Source organism: Pseudoduganella guangdongensis (assembly GCF_009857475.1).
Lineage (GTDB): Bacteria > Pseudomonadota > Gammaproteobacteria > Burkholderiales > Burkholderiaceae_D > Rugamonas > Rugamonas guangdongensis.
This window is the reverse complement of sequence record NZ_WWCJ01000005.1, coordinates 244,514-265,173: the sequence shown is the minus strand read 5'-3', so window position 1 is coordinate 265,173 and position 20,660 is coordinate 244,514. Positions and strand designations below refer to the sequence as shown.

The window sequence follows — 20,660 nt, the reverse complement described above, 5'->3', positions numbered from 1 at the left end:
TCAGCGAACGGCGAGGAAATGGGCACGACAGGCGAAAAAATGCCCGCTGCCGGTCTGGTCAGCGGGCTATGGTGGCGGGGTACGGAGACCTAACGACCTTGCTCCATCTTTGGTTCGAAAAGCATCAAGCCCCAACCGAGTTGGCGGCGAATCTCCTCTGGCGAAGGGGGCGGCTTGATCTCTTGCGAACGGCGTTCGAGGTATTCGCGCACCACGTACTTGGATGGATGGTTCGTTTGGGTCTGCATGATAGGCCTCCGTATTCTGTTTGCTCGATCACGGTTCCATGTTATGGCCGGGCACCGCACCGGACGGTGCGTTTGCGTACAAATCCCCCGTCAGTTCGGCTCTTGCTACTGTCGGATTCGGCCTACGAACCCTGCGCACGAAAAAAAGTTCCGCTTGACCTTGGGCGGAGATTGGACGACGCCCGGGAACCCGCGCAGGCCTTTGTACGCTTGAAAACATACACACTTCATTAATGAAGTATATAGCAAAACCAGTGGGCTATATTGGTCAGCGTTAGTAAGCGGGAAAGGTTATGTTTTCAGCAGGCCACTGATGATATAGCCAAGCAATTTCTCGCGTGCTAGCAAAGCTTCGCTTCACCTTCACAACAACACTACTCAAGGGGTATTAACATGAAGAAAGCGTTTTTTAGCAAGGTAGCCGGTACATTGATGCTATCCGCAGGGCTGTTTGCCAGCTCCGGCGCAATGGCACAAACAACCCTGACCTTTGATGGTGCAGGCAATGCGATCTTTGGCGCATTGCATGCCACGCCGGGCGACTTTATCGACACTTATCTGTTCTCGGTCGATACCAATGCCAGCTACGCCAGCGGCTCAGTCGTCGTAGGCCGCACCTGGCTCGACGCCGCCCGCCTGGCAAACTATGGCATTACCGGCATCCAGTTCTTTAAGGTCGAAGCCGACGCCAGCCGCACCGATCTGGACACCACGTTTGACACCTCCTCGGGCATCCAGTTCTTCCCGATCGACGCCCTGATGTCGGGCAATTACGGCTTCACCGTGACCGGTTCCACTGCGCTTGAAGGCATGGGCGGCTCGTACGCCGGCAACCTGAACCTGGCTGCACCGATTCCGGAACCAGCCACTTATGCCATGCTGTTGGTTGGGGTTGGCCTGCTGGGCCTGGCTTCGCGCCGCAAATCCAACGATAAACTGGGCTAAGTCGCCACCCTCCCCTCGTGGAAACCCGCTGCGGCGGGTTTTTTTACGCCGGCATCCGGGCGAAGGTCTGGCTTTCCACCTGCACGAAATGGCGCGCCAGGCCGCCCGCCGCGCGGTAATAGGAGGCGCCGGGGTGGGCGTCGATCGCATCGAACAACTGCATGCCCCAGGGTTGGATATGGGCGCCGAAAAATGCCCGCTGCGCCGGCAAATTGCCGTGCAAGGAACGCATGGCATCGCACAAAGCGGCGAAATGGTCTTCGCCCTCGGTCAGGTGCTCGGAGCGCTCCAGACCCAGACGGGCCAGGTCTTCATGCAGGCTGGCCAGTGCGGCAGCGGACAGGTAATGCGAACCGCACAGGGCAACCGCCGGCTGGCCGTCCCCGGCAAACAGCGTCCGGTACTCTTGCAGCACCTTATCCTGGTCGGTTTTGCCGCTGGCACGCTGCAAGCTGCGCCAGCCGCTGGCCAAGGCCCCCTCGCCTTCAATCGCGGCATCGGTGATCAGGTCCAGCACCACTTGCGACGGCGGCCCATAGAACAGCATGGACAGCAAGCCGTACAGTTCCGAACGCGCGTACTCTTCATCTTCGGTCATCAACGTCCCACCTCAATAATGGAAGCCTACTGCCAATACTGCACCAGATTTAGTAAGATGCGCAACATTCCCAACATTCCCTCAATAAGTCCAAGGAGATCGCATGCACCGTTCCAAGCCCGCGCAATTCATCTTCGCCCTGTTTGCCTTCCTCATGGCATTCAGTGTGCATGCGCAGAAACTTCCTAACGTGATGATCCTGGCAACCGGCGGCACCATCGCCGGTACCGGCGCCACGTCCACCACCACGGTCGGCTACACCGCCGCCACGGTCGGTGTCCAGCAGCTGATCAACGCGGTGCCCGAACTGCGTAAAGTTGCCAACGTCAGCGGTGAGCAAGTCTTCCAGATCGCATCTGAAAGCATGACCAACGAGCACTGGCTGACCCTGGGCAAGCGCGTCAACACCCTGCTGGCCCAGCCAAACGTGGACGGCATCGTGATCACCCACGGCACCGATACCCTGGAAGAAACCGCCTACTTCCTGAACCTGGTGGTCAAGTCGCGCAAGCCGGTGGTGCTGGTCGGCGCCATGCGCCCCTCCACCGCCCTGTCGGCGGACGGCCCGATCAACCTGTATAACGCGGTATTAATTGCCGGCAGCCAGGACGCGGTTGGCAAAGGCGTGCTGGTGGCTTTGGGCGATCAAATCCATAGCGCGCGCGATGTCACCAAAGCGAATACCTCGACCCCGGATGCATTTAAAACCGCCGAATTGGGCATGATGGGTTATGTGCAGGGTCCAAAAGCGCATTTCTACCGTGTTTCGACCCGCAAGCACACCACCGAAACTGAATTCGATATTTCCAGCCTGAACGCGCTGCCGCAAGTTGATATTGTGTATGGCTATGCGAATATGAATGCGGTCGCGCTGAATGCGTTTATTGCGGCGGGCGCCAAAGGCATTATCCACGCCGGCACTGGCGATGGCAGCCTGGCAGCAAAAGTAAAGCCAGACCTGATTGCGGCGCGTAAAAGCGGTACGATTATTGTGCGCTCCAGCCGGGTTGGCCAAGGTATTTTGGCGCGCAATGGCGAAGCAAATGACGATGAATTGGACTTCGTGGTAGCCGATACACTGAACCCACAAAAGGCGCGTATTCTGCTGATGCTGGCCATGACCAAAACCAGCAATACCAAAGAACTGCAGCGCATGTTCTACACGTATTGATTCTTGCCCCGAGAGCCCGCCGCACGCGGGCTTTTTTGCGCCCATTTTGAGCCAACTATTGGCGCGTTCACGCCATCTTTAAGCCTGCCTGTCCAGCGCGCGCCCCGCAGCGGCGATCACCTCCTCCGTCAGGCGCACCAGGCGCGGCGACTGAATGCGCCATGCATGCCAATACAATTGGACATCCAGGTATTTTCCCGGCGCCAAATCGACCAATTCCCCCGTTTCCAGCATCGATTTATATTGCTGGCGCGGCAGCATGCCATAGCCCATTCCCAGCCGGATGGAAGCGACAAATGGATCGCTGGAAGGAATATATTGGACCGGATAAGCGCCCAAAGGTAATCCGAGTTCACGCTCGATAAATATCTGCTGCAGCGAGTCTTTCCGATCGAAAAACATGACCGGCGCATTGCGCGCGGCTTCACGATTAAATCCCTCCGGGAACCAGCGCGCGGCGAATTCCGGATGCGCCAATAAACGGTAGCGCATATAGCCCAAATGCTGGGCGCGGCAGCCGCGCATCGGTTCGGGCGCACTGGAAACCCCGGCCAGCACTAATCCCTTTTCGAATAAGGAATACGTATGGTCCTGGTCATCCAGAATTATCTCCAGCAGGATATTCTCCTTATTCAGGAAAGAACTCAGCTCAGGCAGGAACCAGGTGCCCAAGGTATCGTTATTCACCGCGACCGCAATACGCGGCGGTACCGCATCGGCGATTTTCAATTCCGCCAGAAACTCCTGCTCCATTAAACGGCTGCGGCGCAGATACTGCACTAACTGCTGCCCGGCCGAGGTCAGCCGGATGGGGCGGCTGCGGATCAGGAGCGGCGTCCCGAGCGCTGCCTCCAGCCCGCTGACCCGCTGCGACACGGCCGAGGGCGTCAAGTGCAAGGCCGCCGCGGCCTGTTCAAAACTGCCGCCATCGATCACCGCCAGCAGCGCCTCGCCCTGCCTTGGGTCTGGAATCATTACCGCACTCCTTAAGCAAATTTAATGAATAGTGAAATATATTAATTGAGCTTCACTTGGCGTGCCATGCGCCGCAGAATCCGGGCTCCACAACAGGAGGGAAAAATGCAGGCATACGTCAACGGTTTGGGGCTGGGCGCCAGCCTGATCATGGCCATCGGAGCGCAAAACGCCCATGTATTGCGGATGGGAATCAAACGCCAGCATGTCGCGCTGACGGTGGCCGCTTGCATCGTGATCGACGTGGTGCTGATCGGCCTGGGCGTGGCAGGTGCCGGCGCCATGATCCAGTCTTCGCCCCTGCTGCTGGCGGCGGCGCGCTGGGGCGGCGCCGCCTTCCTGCTGTGGTATGGGCTGCGCAGCTGGCATTCCATGCTGACGCCAAAATCCCTGGCCATCGAGGATACCGCCCCGGCGCCGGACGCGCGCCAGGCCCTGGCCAGCGTGATCGCCCTCTCCCTGCTGAACCCGCACGTTTATCTCGACACGGTCGTCCTGCTGGGTTCGGTCGGCGGCAGCTATCCCGACAGCCAACGGCTCGGCTTCACGGCCGGCGCCATGAGCGCCTCCCTCCTGTGGTTCAGCGCGCTGGGCTTTGGCGCCAGCCGCCTGGCAGGGGTATTCGGCCGTCCCATGGCATGGAAATGCATCGAAGGCCTGACCGGCGCCATCATGCTGGCCCTGGCCGCCAGCCTGGTGCTGGGCTCAGCGGCCGTTACGGGGTAAGATTGACCGCATGCTCATCCTTTACGCCGGCACCATTGTCCTCAGCGCCTTCCTGCTGTTCCAGGTGCAGCCGATTATCGGCAAGATGGTGCTGCCCTGGTTCGGCGGATCGGCGGCGGCGTGGACGGTCTGCATGCTGTTCTTCCAGTTCACCTTGCTGCTCGGCTACCTGTACGCCCACCTCAGCAGCCGCAACCTGGCGCCGCGCCGCCAAGCGTGGCTACACGCCGCCCTGTTGCTGGCTGCGGCCCTGACGCTCCCCATCATCCCCGCCGATAGCTGGAAACCCGGGCCCGGCGACGACCCGGCCCTGCTCCTGCTGGGCCTGTTGAGCGCCAGCATCGGCCTGCCCTACTTCCTGCTATCGACCACCGGACCGCTGCTGCAGCACTGGTTCGCGCAAGAGCGGCCGGGCAGCGTGCCCTACCGCCTGTTCGCCCTATCCAATTTTGCCTCCCTGCTCGGCCTGCTCAGCTATCCGCTGCTGTTCGAACCGCGCTTCACGGTCCAAGAAATGTCCACCCTCTGGTCGGCGGGCTTCATCCTGTTCGCCCTGTTCTGCGCCGCGCTGGCATTGAACGGACGCGGCCGCACCGCAAGCAGCGCGCGCCCCGTCCCCGCGCCCGCTGGCGCCCCCGGTCTGCGCGACAGCCTGACCTGGTGCGCCCTGACCGCCGTGCCCAGCGTGATCCTGATAGCCGCCACCAGCCACCTCACCGCCAACATCGCACCGATCCCGATGTTGTGGGTGCTGCCGCTGGTGCTCTACCTGCTGACCTTTATCCTGTGCTTTGAAAGCGCCCGCTGGTACAAGCGCTGGCTATTCCTGCCGCTGATGGCCGTGCTCACGCCCCTGCTAATCGCCGGCACCACCTTCCCCAGCCTGCTCCCCTCCGGCATCGCCTGGCCGGTGCTGCTGTTCAGCGTCAGCATCTTTGCGTACTGCATGGCCTGCCACGGTGAACTGGCCCGCCTCAAACCGGCGCCCGCCCAGCTCACCGCCTACTACCTGATGATCGCGGTCGGCGGCGCCGTGGGCGGCCTGTTCGCAGGCCTGGTCGCACCGCGTATCTTCAACGACGACTATGAACTGACGCTGTCCTGCATTGCCGCCGTCTGCGTGGTCGGCGCCGCCTGCTACCACCGCCCGGCCGAAAAGATGCAGCGCGGCGCGCGCATCAAAGCCACGGTCTTCTGCACCACGCTGGTGGGCGTGCTGTGGGGCGCCAACGCCATCTGGCCCTCCACCCCCACCGCCAAAGCGCGCAATTTCTACGGCACCGTCAAAGTCAAGGATAGCCAGCGCGACGAAGGCAAGGTCCGCCAGCTGACGCACGGCGTCATCGTCCACGGCCGGCAGTTCCTCGACCCGCAGAAACGGCGTTGGCCCACCACCTACTACGGCAACACCGGCGGCGCCGGTATCGCCATTGCCGCCAGCCGCCATGGCGAAGGCCAGCACGTCGGCGTGATCGGGCTCGGCGCCGGCACCATGGCCGCCTACTGCCGTCCGGGCGACGTCTACCGCTTCTATGAGATCAACCCGCTGGTCATCGAGTTCGCCGAGCGCCACTTCAGCTTCCTGCGCGACTGCCCCGCCAGCAAAGAATTCGCCCTGGGCGACGCCCGGCTCGTGCTCGATGCCGAAGCGTCGCGGCAATTCGACATGCTGGCGGTGGACGCCTTCTCCGGCGACGCCGTGCCCGTCCACCTGCTCACGCGCGAAGCCTTCGCCATCTACTTCCGCCACCTGAAGCCGGACGGCGTACTGGCCATCCATATCTCCAACCGCTACCTGAATATGGCACCCGTGATAAAGCGCGCCGCCGACAGCATGCAGCGACCCGCCTACCTGGTGGAGAACAAGTCCGACCCCGCGCGCGGCATCACCGCCGCCACCTGGGTGCTGCTTGGCCCGCGCGAGCGCCTGCAACGCTACGCCGGCCTGCAGGAACTGCCGGCCGCACCCGGCGTCCGGCCATGGACCGACGATTACAGCAGCCTGATAGGCATCATCAAATAGTCATCCTGTCGGACGAAATGATGTGCTCGCCGGGCTGGGGATGCAGCGCCGCCTCCAGCATGGCCCGCGCAATGCACGACGCAGGATTGATACGCCAAGCGCGCGGCAAAACCGGCCCCAGCGCCGTCAGAACGGCCGCCAGGGCACGCTCCCCGGGCCGGAACTCCTCCCGCGCACCGCCAATCAAGCCGGGGCGCACGATCACCAGGGAAGGAAACGCAAGCGAGCGCAAGCCATGCTCCACCTCACCCTTCACGCGATTGTAGAAAACGCCGGAACCCGCATCCGCCCCCAGCGCGGAATTCAACACAAAGGCCGGCGTTCCATGCTGGCGCGCCAAACGCGCCACCGCCATCGGATAGCCATAATCGACCTTGCGGAACGCCTCCTGCGAGCCAGCCAGCTTGATCGTCGTGCCCAAGGCGCAGATGACCGCATCGGCCTGCCACCACGGCTCCATGGCCGGCAACTGGTCGAAATCCACCACCGGTGCCGTCAACTTGGGATGCGGCGCCAAACGACGCCGCGCAGGCGCCACCACTGCACTCACAGCAGGCGACTCCAGCGCCATGCGCAACACCTCGCGCCCCACCAGGCCGGTCGCGCCAACGATCAATAACTTAGTCATTTAACTCCCATATAAGCGGCGGCCAGCAAGTCCGCCCACACCTCGCAGCCCTTGGCCGAAGGATGGTAGCCATCCTCCGCCGCCAGCGCAGCATCGTTGCGCGAATCCAGCACAAGCGGCACATGGTACAGCCAGGCATGCTCACGCGCCAAGGCAGCCAGCCCGCGATCGAGCGCCGCCGCCTTCAAGCCCAGGACCCAGCGCAAAGGACGCGGCAACGCGGGGAACTCCCGCATCGGCGGCACGCCCGACAGCAGCACCAAACGCGGCTGGCACCGCGCGCGCAAGTGCTCCAGCAAGGCCAGCACATCCCGCTGCCAGGCGCCGACCGGACGGAACGCCACCGTATCGTTCACCCCAAAGGCCACCAGCAGCACATCGACCGGCTCCGGCGGCACCTGCGGCAGCAACTGCGCCAGCGCATCGCGCACCGTCGCACCATTGCGGCCGCAGGCGCGCCACTGCACCGCCCGCCCCGTCCGCCGCGCCAGTGCACGGGCAAATTGCGCGGTGATCGCCTGCTCCTGCCGCGCCACGCCCACGCCCGCCACCGGCGACTCGCCCAGCCCCAACACGCGCAAGGGCGCGCCGGGCGCCGCCCCGACCAGCACACCATGCCGCGCCCCAGGCGCCTCCGGCAGGCGCGGCGTGCGGGCGCGCGTACGCCGCCCCTGCAGCATAAGCAGAGGCAGCAAGGGCAACGCCAGCATTTCCGGCACGATATTTTTAAGGCAACGCAATTAGCACCAATTGATGTCGAAAAATTTTACACAGGAAGCCAGCGACGCACGCCCCGGGCACGCCGGCACCAAATAAATCATACACTTATGAAGCATGGCCTAAAAATTGCTTACAGTAATGTATAATTACTGATAGATAATTCTCATTGCAAATAATGAAAGCCATTACTGCCCTCCTCCTGGTCGCCGCCCCAGTCTTCGCAAATGCCGGCCCGTACACCATCTACGCCGGAAAAAATGTCGAGCTGAACCAAGAAACCAAGGTCACCGGCAACGTCGCTGCCGGCGGCAACCTGGACATGAAATACCAGTCCCAGGTCCAGGGCAACGTCGCCACCACGGGCAAAGTGACGTTGGAACAAGGCAGCAAGGTCTTCGGCAATGTCGCCGCCGCCAATACCGTACACGCAAAATACGAAGCAACCGTGACCGGCAAGATCGAAACCAGCGCGCGCGACAAAGTCGCCGTGACCCTGGAACAGGCCTCCAAGGTCGGCAACGTCGTGCACAACGCCGGCACGGCGATCGACGCCAAATGGGGCGCGAACTACGCCAAAGATATCATTGCCCCGGTCAGTGCTCCATCACTGGATGTGCTGCCAGGCGCCTCCCCGTTCACCGTGGGCAGCAACGTCTTCAACCTGGACGCCTACACCACCGGTGCACTGGGGCAAGGCAAGTATGGCAACGTCAAGCTCGGCACCGACGCCACCTTGACCTTGAGCGCCGGCTCCTACTACTTTGACTCGCTCGACGTTGGCGGCTTCGGCAAGCTGATCTTCGACCTGAGCGGCGGCGCCATCAAGCTCTACGTGCTGAACAATATCAAGATTGGCCAGGACTTCGAGTTCGACGTCCTGAACGGCAGCGCCGCCAACATTTACACCGAAACCAAGGGCAACTACGAGCTGGGCATCAATGGCGAATGGTACGGCACCCTGTTCGGATCGGGCGACAAGAGCAACCTGCACTTCGGCCAGAACGCCACGCTCGGCGGCACCTTCCTGGCGCGCCAGAACATCCAGCTGGACATCTACAGCACGGTTGTCGGCCTGCCAAGTGGCACCGACCAGGGCCAAAGCGGCAAGATCCCCCTGCCAGGCAGCCTGCCACTGCTGGGCCTCGGCCTGCTAGCGCTGGCCACCCTGCGCCGCCGCAACTAAGAAGCAGAACGGCGCCAAAACCGGTGCCAGGTCTGTCATTCGGACACGCGAACTAAAAGTTTGATCAGTCTCAATACCGAAAAATCATAGTTTTTGGGTATTGAGGCAGATCAAAGAATTGGTTCCAGTGTCCGAATGACAGACCTGGCACCGGTTTTTTTATTTGAAAATGGCCTGCCCTGCAGGAATCGAACCTGCGACCCTCGGCTTAGAAGGCCGATGCTCTATCCAACTGAGCTAAGGGCAGAGACGCGGGTCCAGCATGTTTTTTCTGGACCGCTAAATGAAAAGCGGGTTGTCCTAAGACAACCCGCTCGAGATGTTCCTGGTCGGAGTACAAGGATTCGAACCTTGGACCCCCTGCTCCCAAAGCAGGTGCGCTACCGGGCTGCGCTACACTCCGATAAACGAATAATACCCCGGCGAGGGCCTAGTCGTCAATGTCACGCGGGCAACTTTTATGCCGCCAGCGCAGTTTCTACTTTGTCGGCGATGCGGCGCGCCATGCTTTGGGCTTTGTCGGCGTCGCGTGCTTCGACCATGACCCGGATCAGGGGTTCGGTGCCGGAGGCGCGGATCAGCACGCGGCCGGTGTCGCCCAGCTCGGCTTCGACCTTTTCTTTTTCCGCGACCATGGCGGCGTTCTTTTGCCAGTCGAATCCGGCCGGGACGCGGACGTTGATCAGGGTTTGCGGGAACAGGGTCACTTCGCCGGCAATCTGGGCCAGGGTCTTGCCGCTGCGCTTGAGCGCGGACAGCACCTGCAACGCGGAGATGATGCCGTCGCCGGTGCTGTGCTTGTCCAGCGCCAGCAGGTGGCCGCTACCCTCGCCGCCCAGGATCCAGCCTTTGTCCTGCATTACTTCCAGGACGTAGCGGTCGCCCACCTTGGCGCGGGCGAAGCCGATGCCTTTTTGCTTGAGGGCGACTTCCACCGCCATATTCGTCATAAGGGTGCCGACGGCGCCGGCGACGCCGCCATTGGCCAGGCGGTCCATCACCATCACGTACAGCAGCTCGTCGCCGTTGTACAGGCGGCCGGCGGCGTCGCACATGATCAGGCGGTCGGCGTCGCCGTCCAGGGCGATGCCGAGGTCGGCTTTGTGCTCGAGCACGGCGGCGGCCATGGCTTTCGGGGCGGTGGCGCCGTGCCCTTCGTTAATGTTGAGGCCGGTAGGCTTGTTGCCGATGGCGATCACTTCCGCGCCCAGTTCGTGGAACACGTGCGGGGCGATGTTGTAGGCGGCGCCGTGGGCGCAATCAACCACAACTTTCAGGCCGCGCAGGTCGAGCTCGTTCGGGAAGGTGCTCTTGCAGAATTCGATGTAGCGGCCCTGGGCGTCTTCCAGGCGCTTGGCGCGGCCCAGCTTGTCGGGCGCGACGCAGTCCATCGGCTGGTCGATCTGGGCTTCGATGTCGAGCTCCACCGCGTCAGGCAGCTTGGCGCCCTGGTCGGAGAAGAACTTGATGCCGTTATCCTGGAAGGGGTTGTGCGATGCCGAGATCACCACGCCGGCCTGCAGGCGCAGTGCGCGCGTCAGGTAGGCGATGGCCGGGGTCGGCATGGGGCCGGCCAGCATCACGTCCACGCCGGCGGCGGCAAAACCGGCTTCCAGCGCGGCTTCCAGCATGTAGCCGGAGATGCGGGTGTCTTTGCCGATCAGGACGGTGGGACGGGCGGTGCCCGTGGTGGCCGCTTTGGCCAGCACTTTGCCTGCGGCGTAGCCGAGGCGCATGACGAAATCGGGGGTGATCGGCGCCTGGCCTACCAGACCACGAATACCATCTGTACCGAAATATTTGCGTGCCATATTCTGTTCTCTTCCTCGTTTTCTTAGTGAGCCGCCTGCCACACCTTGAGTGCGTCGACGGTCTCCGCGACATCGTGCACCCGGACGATCTGGGCGCCATGCGCGACTGCTGCCAATGCGCCGCCGATGCTGCCGGCCAGGCGCTGCTCTACGGGTTTGCCGGTGACGGCGCCGATCATCGATTTGCGCGAGAGGCCGGCCAGCAACGGTACGCCGAGTTCGGCCACCATCTGCCTGCCCGCCTTCAGCAGCGCGTAGTTGTGCTCGACCGTTTTGCCAAAGCCGAAGCCGGGGTCGATCCACAGGCGCTCTTTGTCGATGCCTGCCGCCGTCAGCACGGCGATGCGCTCGGCCAGGAATGCCGTGACTTCGCGCACCACGTCATTGTACTCTGGCTGGGCCTGCATTGTTGTTGGATTGTTAAGCATGTGCATTACGCACAACGCACAATCGCTGTCTTTCACGGCCTCGATGGCGCCGGGGGCGCGAAAGCCGTTGATGTCGTTGATCATGTCGACGCCGGCCAGGACGGCTTCGCGCATGACTTCGGGTTTGTAGGTGTCGACGCTGATGGCTTGGCCGCAGTCGCGCAGGGCGAAGATGAGGGGCAGGACGCGGCGCAGCTCTTCCTCCAGGGGCACGGGCGGGGCGCCGGGACGGCTGCTTTCGCCGCCAATGTCGAGGATGTCGGCGCCGTCGCGGATCATTTGCTCGGCGTGGGTGATGGCGTAGTCGAGTGCGGCGAACTGGCCGCCGTCGCTGAAGGAGTCGGGGGTGGCGTTGAGGATGCCCATCACCAGCGCGCGGCTGGTCGGGAAATTGAAGCGGCCAAACTTGTGTTGAGGCATATTGGGTTGGCAAACAAATGGGGTACGTCCCCATTTTTTTTGGAAAAAAAAAGGTGAGGACGAATCCTCACCTTTTATCCGTTCTGGGCAATCAGGCTGGTGCGGTGGCGTTCGGGGTCGGGTTGGAACCTGGGCCGTCGCTACCCGGCTGTTTGCGGATGGTGGTGCCGGCCTTCGGTGGGCGCGGCTCCTGCCCTGCCATGATGTCGTTCACCTGGTCGGCGTCGATGGTTTCCCATTCCAGCAGGGCCTTGGTCATCACTTCCACCTTCTCGCGGTTCTCTTCCAGCAGCTTGCGCGCCAGTGCGTACTGGGTGTCGAGGATGGTGCGGATTTCCGCGTCCACCTTCTGCTGCGTCGCTTCCGAGATGGTCTTGTTGGCGCCGCCCAGCCAGCCGTCGTTCTGGCTGTCTTCGTACACCATCACGCCCATCGCATCGGACATGCCGTACTTGGTGACCATGGCGCGGGCCAGCTTGGTGGCGCGGGCGAAGTCGTTCGATGCGCCGGTCGACATCTGGCCGACAAAGATCTCTTCCGCGATACGGCCGCCGAACAGGATGGAAATCTCTTCCAGCATCTTGTCCTTGTAGCCCGAAATATTATCGTGCTCCGGCAGCTGCCAGGTCAGGCCCAGGGCCCAGCCGCGCGGCATGATCGTGACTTTGTGCACCGGGTCGGCTTTCGGCAGCAGCTTGGCCACCACGGCGTGGCCGGACTCGTGATAGGCGGTATTGCGGCGCTCTTCTTCGCGGATCACCATGGACTTGCGTTCCGGGCCCATGAAGATCTTGTCCTTCGCGTCTTCGAAGTCGATCATGTCGACCAGGCGCTTGTTGCGGCGCGCGGCGAACAGGGCGGCTTCGTTGACCAGATTGGCCAGGTCGGCGCCCGAGAAACCAGGGGTGCCGCGGGCCAGGATGTCGGCTTTCACGTCGGTGCTGATCGGCACTTTGCGCATGTGCACGTTCAGGATCTGTTCGCGGCCGCGGATGTCCGGCAGGCCGACAGAAACCTGGCGGTCGAAGCGGCCTGGGCGCAGCAGCGCCTTGTCCAGCACGTCGGCACGGTTGGTCGCGGCAATCACGATCACGCCGGACGAGGCTTCAAAGCCGTCCATCTCAACCAGCAACTGGTTCAGGGTCTGTTCACGTTCGTCGTTACCGCCGCCCATGCCGGCGCCGCGATGGCGGCCGACCGCGTCGATCTCGTCGATGAAGATGATGCATGGCGAGTGCTTCTTGGCGTTCTCGAACATGTCGCGCACGCGGCTTGCGCCCACGCCGACGAACATTTCAACGAAGTCCGAACCGGAAATCGAGAAGAAAGGCACCTTGGCTTCGCCGGCAATGGCGCGTGCCAGCAGGGTTTTACCGGTACCTGGAGGACCGACCATCAGCACGCCGCGTGGAATACGGCCGCCCAGTTTCTGGAACTTGGTCGGGTCGCGCAGGAAGTCGACGATCTCGGTCACTTCCTCTTTGGCTTCGTCGCAACCGGCCACGTCGGCAAAGGTCACGGTGTTGTTGGTTTCGTCCAGCATGCGCGCCTTCGATTTACCGAAGGAGAACGCGCCGCCCTTGCCGCCGCCCTGCATCTGGCGCATGAAGAAGATCCACACGCCGATCAGCAGCAGCATCGGGAACCAGGAGACGAACACTTGTTGCAGGATGCCTGGCTCTTCCGGCGGCTTCACGTCGAAGCGCACGCCGTTTTCGCGCAGGTCGCCAATCAGGCCGCGGTCCAGGTAGGTGGACGTGGTGCGGACTTTGGTCTCGTCAATCTTGGTGGCGGTAATGGTGTTACCTTCAATTACCACATCCTTGATGCGCTTGGCTTTGATCTCGTCCAGCAGGTCGGAGTACTGGATGCCCTTTACGCCGCCGGCCATGCTGTGGCTGTCAAATTGCTTGAACAGCATAAATAACAGCAAGGCCACGACGACCCAGATAGCCGATTTAGAAAACATGTTATTCACGAAAACTCCTTGGATGCGGGCGCACCAGTTACCTGTAGCAGAAACCCGATTTTACTCGTTTAACACGGGCCGTGCTACAAACCAGCCCAATGGTGCATACTCCTGCGCCGGATATGTGGGTTTTTTCGGCTAAATCAAGAGTAAAAATGCCATTTATTCCACGGGATTCTTCAATCCACGGCCGAGTAAGAAGATTTCGGAGGATTTATCCCGGCTGGCCTTCGGCTTTTTCTGCACCACGACCTTGAATTCGCGGCGGAATTTCTCGACGATCTGGCTAAAGCCCATATCCTTGAAACACTTCACCAGCAGCGCTCCGCTCGGCTTCATATGGTGCTGGCTGAATTCAATGGCGATATCGATCAGGTCTTCCATGCGGGCCGCGTCGGCCACCGCAATACCGGACAGGTTGGGCGCCATATCGGATAAAACAAGGTCCGCCTTGCGGCCCTGCAGCACCTCGGCCAACTGGTCGAGCACTTCGTTCTCGCGGAAATCGCCCTGGATGAAGTGCATGTCGGCGATCGGCTCCATCGGCAGGATGTCGAGGCCGATCATGGTGCCGTTGATGCCGCCATCCTCCTTGCCGGCCAACTTGCGGCGCACGTACTGCCCCCAGGAACCGGGGGTACAGCCCAGGTCGACGATCACCTGGCCGGGCTTGACCAGTTTTTCGTCCTCGTCGATCTCTTTCAGCTTGTAGGCGGCGCGGGCACGGAAGCCATCCTTCTGGGCGGCTTTCACATACGGGTCGTTAATATGGTCGTGCAACCAGTTTTTGTTTAATTTGTTCTTAGCCATTAGCGTAGAATACTGCCTTTAAGAGAAACCTATCCAAAAATAACTATGCTGAACCTTACTCCTGCCGAGCGCAGCGTCCTGCGCGCCGAGGCCCATGGCCTGAAACCTATCGTCATGGTCGGCGAATCCGGCCTGACCCCTTCCGTCATGAAGGAGATCGAGCTGGGCCTGGACTCCCACGGCCTGATCAAGGTGCGCGTTTTCGGCGATGACCGCGAAGCCCGCATCGAAATGTACGAAACCATCTGCGAAAAGACTGGCGCCGCGCCGGTTCAGCACATCGGCAAGCTGCTGGTGCTGTACCGCCCGAAAGTCGAAGCCGAGAAAGCCGGTTCCGGCAAGGCCGGCAAAGGCATGCGCATGGTGACCATCGTTAAGCCAAGCGCCTCCGGCACCAAGAAGCCATCGGTGAGCAAGGTCCTGCTGAAGGGGAACGAACGCGTTACCGCCGGCGGCACCATCAAGCGCGTCAAGAAGAAAGTCGGCACCAAGAAGTCGGTCGGCTAAAAAATGGGGACGTACCCCATTTATTAAAAAAGGGGGCACATCCCCCTTTTTTTACGTCTGCTTCCAGAGCAGCCAGCCCGCCAGCAGGCTTTGTGCCAGGTAGATGCTGCTGGAAATCCCATGCAGCTTGCCAAAGCTGCCGTCGTTGGCGGCTTTGGCGGCGGCCATCATCGGTTGCAGGCCGAAATGGCTGGCCACCGTGCACATCACCATCGCCACCACAATCAAGAGCACCGTGCGGCGGCGCTTGGGCGTCCAGTCGCGGGTGCCGAAGAACAGCAGCACGCCCATCGCGGCGCCGCAGCCCAGCGACAGCATGGCCATCGAGTGAAACATGCTGCCGGCGATCTGGCCCGCCAGCACCCGGTCGAGCGTGGCGAACAGGGTCGGCGCCACCAGGTAGCCGACCGCCCACAGGCTGCCGGCCCACAGGGCGGCCACCAGCAGGCGAACCTTGGCCAGCACCATCAGACGTAGCGCACTTCGAGGATTTCGTATTCGCGCGGGCCGGACGGGGCCTGCACTTCGACCACGTCGCCGGCGTATTTGCCGATCAGGGCGCGGGCGATTGGCGAGGTCACGGAGACTTTGCTCATTTTCAGGTCCGCTTCGTCGGTGCCGACGATCTGGTAGCTGACTTTCGAGCCCGATTCCAGGTCTTCCAGGTCCACGGTGGAGGCGAACACCACGCGCCCTTCCGCGTCCAGCGTGGTCGGGTCCACGATCTGGGCGGAGCTCAGCTTGCCTTCCAGTTCCGCGATACGGCCTTCCACGAAGGCCTGGCGCTCCTTGGCGGCATCGTATTCTGCATTCTCGGACAAGTCGCCGTGCGAACGCGCTTCGGCGATGGCATCGATGACAATGCGGCGTTCCTTGGTCTTGAGCTGGTGCAGCTCTTCTTTCAGGAGTTCGGCGCCGAATTTAGTCAGTGGAACGGTATTCATGTCTGTCTCTTGTTAAATTGCTAAAAAACACAGAGCCCGCGCCATGCTGCGGCGCGGGCTCTGTGGTTATATTGTCAAGCGTACTACTTTACGGGTCTTAGTTTAAAGACTTATGCAGACCTTGTAAATCGTACACACGCAATTCATCAAGATGGCGGATGCCGGCGACCGCCGCTTCCGCACCGGCGATGGTCGTGTAGGTGGTGACGCGGGCCGCCAGCGACGAGGTACGGATGTTGCGCGAGTCGTTGATCGCGGTACGCTTCTCTTCCACGGTGTTGATCACCAGGACGATTTCGTGGTTCTTGATCATGTCGACCACGTGCGGACGGCCTTCCGACATCTTGTTCACCGGGGTGACCGGGATGCCGGCGGCGGAGATCACGGCGGCGGTGCCCTTGGTGGCGCACAGGGTGAAGCCGGCGTCGACCAGGTCCTTCGCCACTTTCACGGCGCGCGGCTTGTCCGACGCTTTCACCGACAGGAACACCTTGCCCGACTTCGGCAACTTGACGCCGGCGCCCAGCTGCGACTTGACGAAGGCTTCCGCGAAGATGGCGCCCACGCCCATCACTTCACCGGTAGATTTCATTTCCGGGCCGAGGATGGTGTCCACGCCTGGGAACTTCACGAACGGGAACACGGCTTCCTTGACGCTGTAGTAAGGCGGCACGACTTCCTTGGTGATGCCCTGGTCAGCCAGCTTCTGGCCCACCATGCAGCGCGCGGCGATCTTGGCCAGCTGCAGGCCGGTCGCTTTGGACACGTAAGGCACGGTACGCGAAGCGCGCGGGTTCACTTCCAGCACGTAGACCACGTCCTTGCCTTCTTGCTTCTGGATCGCGAACTGCACGTTCATCAGGCCCACCACGTTCAGGCCCTTGGCCATCAGCGAAGTCTGGCGCTTCAGTTCATCGATGGTTTCCTGCGACAGCGAGTAAGGCGGCAGCGAGCAGGCGGAGTCGCCCGAGTGCACGCCGGCTTGCTCGATGTGCTCCATCACGCCGCCGATGAAGGTGGTGTCGCCGTCGGAGATGCAGTCCACGTCGCACTCAATGGCGTCGTTCAGGAAGCGGTCCAGCAGCACCGGGGAGTCGTTCGACACCTTGACCGCTTCGCGCATGTAGCGCTCCAGGTCGCGCTGCTCGTGCACGATTTCCATCGCACGGCCGCCCAGCACGTAGGATGGGCGCACCACCAGCGGGTAGCCGATTTCCTGTGCCAGCGCCAGCGCTTCTTCCTCGGTACGTGCGGTGCGGTTCGGCGGCTGGCGCAGGCCCAGGTCCTGCAGCAGCTTCTGGAAACGCTCGCGGTCTTCGGCCGCGTCGATCATGTCGGGCGAGGTGCCGATGATCGGCACGCCGTTGGCTTCCAGGTCCAGCGCCAGTTTCAGCGGGGTCTGGCCGCCGTACTGCACGATCACGCCCACCGGTTTTTCCAGGTCGACGATTTCCAGCACGTCTTCCAGGGTCAGCGACTCGAAGTACAGGCGGTCGGAGGTGTCGTAGTCGGTCGAGACGGTTTCCGGGTTGCAGTTGACCATGATGGTCTCGTAGCCGTCTTCGCGCATGGCCAGCGCGGCGTGCACGCAGCAGTAGTCGAATTCGATACCCTGGCCGATACGGTTCGGGCCACCGCCCAGCACCATGATCTTCTTCTTGTCGGTCGGGTTGGACTCGCACTCTTCATCGTAGGTCGAGTACATGTACGCGGTGTTGGTCGAGAACTCGGCGGCGCAGGTGTCGACGCGCTTGTACACCGGACGGATGCCCAGTTCGCGGCGCTTGTTGCGCACGGCGGTGTCGCCGCATTGCAGCAGGTAGCCCAGGCGGCGGTCCGAGAAGCCCTTCTGTTTCAGCTTGTACAGGGTGTTCTTGTCCAGGTTTTCCAGCTTCTGGGTGTCGAGCCACAGTTCCAGGTCGATGATTTCCTTGATCTGCACCAGGAACCACATGTCGATCTTGGTCAGCTGGTACACCTCTTCCAGGGTGAAGCCCTGGGCGAAGGCGTCGCCCACGTACCAGATGCGGTCCGGACCCGGCTCGCCCAGTTCCTCTTCCAGCTTTTCGCGGTCGGTGGTCTTCTGGTTCATGCCGTCCACGCCCACTTCCAGGCCGCGCAGGGCTTTCTGGAACGATTCCTGGAAGGTGCGGCCCATCGCCATCACCTCGCCCACGGATTTCATCTGGGTGGTCAGGTGGTGGTCGGCTGCCGGGAATTTTTCAAAGGTGAAGCGCGGCACCTTGGTCACGACGTAGTCGATCGAAGGCTCGAACGAGGCCGGGGTCGCGCCGCCGGTGATTTCGTTGCGCAGTTCATCCAGGGTGAAGCCCACCGCCAGTTTCGCCGCCACCTTGGCGATCGGGAAGCCGGTGGCTTTCGATGCCAGTGCCGAGGAACGGGACACGCGCGGGTTCATCTCGATGACGATCATGCGGCCGTCTTTCGGGTTGATCGAGAACTGCACGTTGGAGCCGCCGGTATCGACGCCGATTTCACGCAGCACTGCCAGCGAGGCATTGCGCATGATCTGGTATTCCTTGTCGGTCAGGGTCTGCGCCGGCGCCACGGTGATCGAGTCGCCGGTGTGCACGCCCATCGGGTCCAGGTTTTCGATCGAGCACACGATGATGCAGTTGTCCGCCTTGTCGCGCACCACTTCCATCTCGTACTCTTTCCAGCCCAGCAGCGATTCTTCGATCAGCAGCTCATTGGTCGGCGAAGCCTCCAGGCCGCGTTTGCAGATCGCTTCGAATTCTTCTTCGTTGTAGGCGATGCCGCCGCCGCTGCCGCCCATGGTGAACGATGGACGGATGATGGTCGGGAAACCGACTTCCTTCTGCACCGCCCACGACTCTTCCATCGAGTGCGCCACGCCGGAACGGGCCGAACCCAGACCGATCTTGGTCATCGCGTCCTTGAACTTGGAGCGGTCTTCCGCCTTGTCGATGGCTTCCGGCGTCGCGCCGATCAGTTCCACCTTGTACTTGTCCAGCACGCCGTTGCGGTGCAGGTCGAGCGCGCAGTTCAGCGCGGTCTGGCCGCCCATGGTCGGCAGGATCGCGTCCGGCTTTTCCTTGGCGATGATGCGCTCCACCACTTGCCAGGTGATCGGCTCGATGTAGGTGACGTCGGCCATTTCCGGGTCGGTCATGATGGTCGCCGGGTTGGAGTTCACCAGGATGACCTTGTAGCCCTCTTCGCGCAGCGCCTTACAGGCTTGCGCGCCGGAGTAGTCGAATTCGCAGGCCTGGCCGATGATGATCGGGCCGGCGCCAATAATCAGGATGCTTTTAATGTCAGAACGTTTTGGCATTTATTTCTTCTCCGCGGCATTCATCATGTTGATGAAGCGGTCAAACAGGTAGGCGACGTCGGTCGGGCCAGGCGAGGCTTCAGGGTGGCCCTGGAAGCAGAAGGCCGGCACGTCGGTGCGGGCGAAGCCTTGCAGCGAACCGTCGAACAGCGACACGTGGGTCACGCGGCAGTTGGCCGGCAGCGTGTCCGCGTCCACAGCGAAGCCGTGGTTCTGCGAGGTGATCATCACCTTCTTGCTGTCCAGGTCCTGCACCGGGTGGTTGGCGCCGTGGTGGCCGAATTTCATCTTCAGGGTCTTGGCGCCGGAAGCCAGTGCCAGGATCTGGTGGCCCAGGCAAATGCCGAACACCGGGATTTTCTTTTCCATGAAGACGCGGGTCGCGGCAATCGCGTAATCGCACGGCTCAGGATCGCCTGGACCGTTGGACAGGAACACGCCGTCCGGGTTCAGGGCCAGCACGTCCGCGGCGGGCGTTTGCGCCGGCACCACGGTCACTTTGCAGCCGCGCGAAGCCAGCATGCGCAGGATGTTGCGTTTCACGCCGAAGTCGTAGGCGACCACGTGGAATTTAGGGTTAGCTACCTTGCCATAGCCTGTGCCCAGTTCCCATTCGGTTTCGGTCCACTCGAAGGTGGTCGCGGTGGTGACCACTTTCGCCAGGTCCATGCCGGTCAGGCCCGGGAAGCTGCGCGCCAGTTCCAGCGCCTGTGCCACGGATGGCTCATTGCCCTGGGTGCCGGTCAGGATCGCGCCGGCTTGGGCGCCCTTCTCGCGCAGGATACGGGTCAGCTTGCGGGTGTCGATACCGGCGATGGCGACAATGTTCTCGGCCTTCAGGTAATCGGACAGCGACTGGTGGGAGCGGAAATTCGAGGCGACCAGCGGGAGGTCACGGATGATCAGGCCAGCGGCATGAACTTTGGAGGCTTCGACGTCTTCGGTATTGATACCGTAGTTGCCGATATGCGGGTAAGTCAGGGTGACGATCTGGCGGGAGTAGCTAGGATCGGTCAGGATCTCCTGATAACCGGTCATGGAGGTATTGAAAACGACTTCGCCCGTCGTGTGACCGGCAGCGCCAATGGAAATACCTTTAAAGATTGTTCCGTCGGCTAGTGCCAGGATGGCTGGAACGGCAGGGCCAGAAAAAAATGGCGGCAAGGGCAACTCCTGATTAAGTTACCGTAGCGACGCCACTCAGACAACCCACGGGCGAACGGGCGCAATGCCGGGCT

General features: G+C 61.8%; 19 protein-coding genes and 2 tRNA genes. 6 read left to right on the top strand and 15 right to left on the bottom strand.

All coding sequences use genetic code 11. The features are described from left to right. Positions 1 to 89: 89 nt before the first annotated feature. Positions 90 to 248: a hypothetical protein gene (locus GTP41_RS27095; protein WP_202419670.1), complete on the bottom strand. Its 159-nt coding sequence runs from the start codon at positions 246 to 248 to the stop codon at positions 90 to 92. Positions 249 to 641: 393 nt separating this feature from the next. Between GTP41_RS27095 and GTP41_RS09035 the strand changes: the two genes are divergently transcribed. Next, a complete protein-coding gene (locus GTP41_RS09035; protein ID WP_308700840.1) occupies positions 642 to 1,193 on the top strand; it encodes an FxDxF family PEP-CTERM protein in 552 nt (183 codons plus the stop codon). Between the two features lie 43 nt (positions 1,194 to 1,236). On the opposite strand, the gene GTP41_RS09030 is transcribed toward GTP41_RS09035, so the two are convergent. Beyond that, a complete protein-coding gene (locus GTP41_RS09030) occupies positions 1,237 to 1,791 on the bottom strand; it encodes a TorD/DmsD family molecular chaperone (protein ID WP_161025238.1) in 555 nt (184 codons plus the stop codon). Between the two features lie 154 nt (positions 1,792 to 1,945). Between GTP41_RS09030 and GTP41_RS09025 the strand changes: the two genes are divergently transcribed. Then, on the top strand, positions 1,946 to 2,962 hold the full coding sequence (locus tag GTP41_RS09025; RefSeq protein ID WP_229502803.1) for a type II asparaginase: 1,017 nt from the start codon (positions 1,946 to 1,948) through the stop codon (positions 2,960 to 2,962). A gap of 78 nt (positions 2,963 to 3,040) precedes the next feature. Here the strand turns inward: GTP41_RS09025 and GTP41_RS09020 are convergent, their stop codons facing one another. After that, on the bottom strand, positions 3,041 to 3,937 hold the full coding sequence (locus tag GTP41_RS09020) for a LysR family transcriptional regulator ArgP (protein WP_161025236.1): 897 nt from the start codon (positions 3,935 to 3,937) through the stop codon (positions 3,041 to 3,043). 105 nt (positions 3,938 to 4,042) lie between these two features. Between GTP41_RS09020 and GTP41_RS09015 the strand changes: the two genes are divergently transcribed. Continuing rightward, positions 4,043 to 4,663, top strand: coding sequence for a LysE/ArgO family amino acid transporter (locus tag GTP41_RS09015; protein ID WP_229502795.1), 621 nt, complete (start codon positions 4,043 to 4,045; stop codon positions 4,661 to 4,663). A gap of 10 nt (positions 4,664 to 4,673) precedes the next feature. Then, on the top strand, positions 4,674 to 6,686 hold the full coding sequence (locus tag GTP41_RS09010; protein ID WP_161025235.1) for a spermidine synthase: 2,013 nt from the start codon (positions 4,674 to 4,676) through the stop codon (positions 6,684 to 6,686). Here the strand turns inward: GTP41_RS09010 and GTP41_RS09005 are convergent. Together GTP41_RS09005 and GTP41_RS09000 are read right to left on the bottom strand one after the other, a co-directional pair. Beyond that, positions 6,679 to 7,314 (bottom strand): NAD(P)H-binding protein, encoded by a 636-nt coding sequence (locus GTP41_RS09005; protein ID WP_161025234.1) that lies wholly within the window; start codon positions 7,312 to 7,314, stop codon positions 6,679 to 6,681. The two genes, GTP41_RS09010 and GTP41_RS09005, sit on opposite strands and share 8 nt — an antisense overlap. Continuing rightward, a complete protein-coding gene (locus GTP41_RS09000) occupies positions 7,311 to 8,009 on the bottom strand; it encodes an SGNH/GDSL hydrolase family protein (protein WP_229502794.1) in 699 nt (232 codons plus the stop codon). Before GTP41_RS09000 ends, GTP41_RS09005 begins: the two co-directional genes overlap by 4 nt. Positions 8,010 to 8,209: 200 nt before the next feature. Here GTP41_RS09000 and GTP41_RS08995 point away from each other — a divergent pair, with 200 nt between their 5' ends. Next, a complete protein-coding gene (locus GTP41_RS08995; RefSeq protein WP_161025233.1) occupies positions 8,210 to 9,217 on the top strand; it encodes a DUF7305 domain-containing protein in 1,008 nt (335 codons plus the stop codon). 170 nt (positions 9,218 to 9,387) lie between these two features. Here GTP41_RS08995 and GTP41_RS08990 read toward each other — a convergent pair. The 6 genes from GTP41_RS08990 to GTP41_RS08965 all read right to left on the bottom strand — a co-directional run bounded on the left by GTP41_RS08990 (position 9,388) and on the right by GTP41_RS08965 (position 14,655). Further along, positions 9,388 to 9,464: transfer RNA gene (locus GTP41_RS08990), tRNA-Arg, on the bottom strand. Positions 9,465 to 9,543: 79 nt separating this feature from the next. Further along, positions 9,544 to 9,620: transfer RNA gene (locus GTP41_RS08985), tRNA-Pro, on the bottom strand. A 55-nt stretch (positions 9,621 to 9,675) separates the two neighbouring features. Then, positions 9,676 to 11,028 carry a phosphoglucosamine mutase gene (gene glmM, locus GTP41_RS08980; RefSeq protein WP_161025232.1) on the bottom strand — a complete coding sequence of 451 codons (1,353 nt, stop codon included), beginning with the start codon at positions 11,026 to 11,028 and terminating at the stop codon, positions 9,676 to 9,678. Between the two features lie 23 nt (positions 11,029 to 11,051). Beyond that, positions 11,052 to 11,876 carry a dihydropteroate synthase gene (folP, locus tag GTP41_RS08975; RefSeq protein WP_161025231.1) on the bottom strand — a complete coding sequence of 275 codons (825 nt, stop codon included), beginning with the start codon at positions 11,874 to 11,876 and terminating at the stop codon, positions 11,052 to 11,054. A gap of 91 nt (positions 11,877 to 11,967) precedes the next feature. Continuing rightward, complete coding sequence (ftsH, locus tag GTP41_RS08970) at positions 11,968 to 13,854, bottom strand: ATP-dependent zinc metalloprotease FtsH (protein WP_161025230.1); 1,887 nt, start codon at positions 13,852 to 13,854, stop codon at positions 11,968 to 11,970. A gap of 153 nt (positions 13,855 to 14,007) precedes the next feature. Then, a complete protein-coding gene (locus tag GTP41_RS08965) occupies positions 14,008 to 14,655 on the bottom strand; it encodes an RlmE family RNA methyltransferase (protein WP_161025229.1) in 648 nt (215 codons plus the stop codon). A 45-nt stretch (positions 14,656 to 14,700) separates the two neighbouring features. Between GTP41_RS08965 and yhbY the strand changes: the two genes are divergently transcribed. Next, complete coding sequence (gene yhbY / locus GTP41_RS08960) at positions 14,701 to 15,162, top strand: ribosome assembly RNA-binding protein YhbY (RefSeq protein ID WP_161025228.1); 462 nt, start codon at positions 14,701 to 14,703, stop codon at positions 15,160 to 15,162. A 51-nt stretch (positions 15,163 to 15,213) separates the two neighbouring features. Here the strand turns inward: yhbY and GTP41_RS08955 are convergent, their stop codons facing one another. The 4 genes from GTP41_RS08955 to carA all read right to left on the bottom strand — a co-directional run bounded on the left by GTP41_RS08955 (position 15,214) and on the right by carA (position 20,586). Then, positions 15,214 to 15,630 carry a DUF4149 domain-containing protein gene (locus GTP41_RS08955; RefSeq protein WP_161025227.1) on the bottom strand — a complete coding sequence of 139 codons (417 nt, stop codon included), beginning with the start codon at positions 15,628 to 15,630 and terminating at the stop codon, positions 15,214 to 15,216. Further along, positions 15,630 to 16,106, bottom strand: coding sequence for a transcription elongation factor GreA (gene greA, locus GTP41_RS08950; protein ID WP_055925467.1), 477 nt, complete (start codon positions 16,104 to 16,106; stop codon positions 15,630 to 15,632). Before greA ends, GTP41_RS08955 begins: the two co-directional genes overlap by 1 nt. A 97-nt stretch (positions 16,107 to 16,203) precedes the next feature. Next, positions 16,204 to 19,422: a carbamoyl-phosphate synthase large subunit gene (carB, locus tag GTP41_RS08945; protein ID WP_161025226.1), complete on the bottom strand. Its 3,219-nt coding sequence runs from the start codon at positions 19,420 to 19,422 to the stop codon at positions 16,204 to 16,206. Beyond that, positions 19,423 to 20,586 carry a glutamine-hydrolyzing carbamoyl-phosphate synthase small subunit gene (carA, locus tag GTP41_RS08940; RefSeq protein WP_161025225.1) on the bottom strand — a complete coding sequence of 388 codons (1,164 nt, stop codon included), beginning with the start codon at positions 20,584 to 20,586 and terminating at the stop codon, positions 19,423 to 19,425. It lies immediately after the preceding gene. Between the last annotated feature and the right edge of the window lie 74 nt (positions 20,587 to 20,660).

Coding starts and splice junctions, on each gene's coding strand:
- GTP41_RS27095 (WP_202419670.1), bottom strand. CDS start 248: ATGCAGACCCAAACGAACCATCCATCCAAGTACGTGGTGCGCGAATAC.
- GTP41_RS09035 (WP_308700840.1), top strand. CDS start 642: ATGAAGAAAGCGTTTTTTAGCAAGGTAGCCGGTACATTGATGCTATCC.
- GTP41_RS09030 (WP_161025238.1), bottom strand. CDS start 1,791: ATGACCGAAGATGAAGAGTACGCGCGTTCGGAACTGTACGGCTTGCTG.
- GTP41_RS09025 (WP_229502803.1), top strand. CDS start 1,946: ATGGCATTCAGTGTGCATGCGCAGAAACTTCCTAACGTGATGATCCTG.
- GTP41_RS09020 (WP_161025236.1), bottom strand. CDS start 3,937: ATGATTCCAGACCCAAGGCAGGGCGAGGCGCTGCTGGCGGTGATCGAT.
- GTP41_RS09015 (WP_229502795.1), top strand. CDS start 4,043: ATGCAGGCATACGTCAACGGTTTGGGGCTGGGCGCCAGCCTGATCATG.
- GTP41_RS09010 (WP_161025235.1), top strand. CDS start 4,674: ATGCTCATCCTTTACGCCGGCACCATTGTCCTCAGCGCCTTCCTGCTG.
- GTP41_RS09005 (WP_161025234.1), bottom strand. CDS start 7,314: ATGACTAAGTTATTGATCGTTGGCGCGACCGGCCTGGTGGGGCGCGAG.
- GTP41_RS08995 (WP_161025233.1), top strand. CDS start 8,210: ATGAAAGCCATTACTGCCCTCCTCCTGGTCGCCGCCCCAGTCTTCGCA.
- glmM (WP_161025232.1), bottom strand. CDS start 11,028: ATGGCACGCAAATATTTCGGTACAGATGGTATTCGTGGTCTGGTAGGC.
- folP (WP_161025231.1), bottom strand. CDS start 11,876: ATGCCTCAACACAAGTTTGGCCGCTTCAATTTCCCGACCAGCCGCGCG.
- GTP41_RS08965 (WP_161025229.1), bottom strand. CDS start 14,655: ATGGCTAAGAACAAATTAAACAAAAACTGGTTGCACGACCATATTAAC.
- yhbY (WP_161025228.1), top strand. CDS start 14,701: ATGCTGAACCTTACTCCTGCCGAGCGCAGCGTCCTGCGCGCCGAGGCC.
- GTP41_RS08955 (WP_161025227.1), bottom strand. CDS start 15,630: ATGGTGCTGGCCAAGGTTCGCCTGCTGGTGGCCGCCCTGTGGGCCGGC.
- greA (WP_055925467.1), bottom strand. CDS start 16,106: ATGAATACCGTTCCACTGACTAAATTCGGCGCCGAACTCCTGAAAGAA.
- carB (WP_161025226.1), bottom strand. CDS start 19,422: ATGCCAAAACGTTCTGACATTAAAAGCATCCTGATTATTGGCGCCGGC.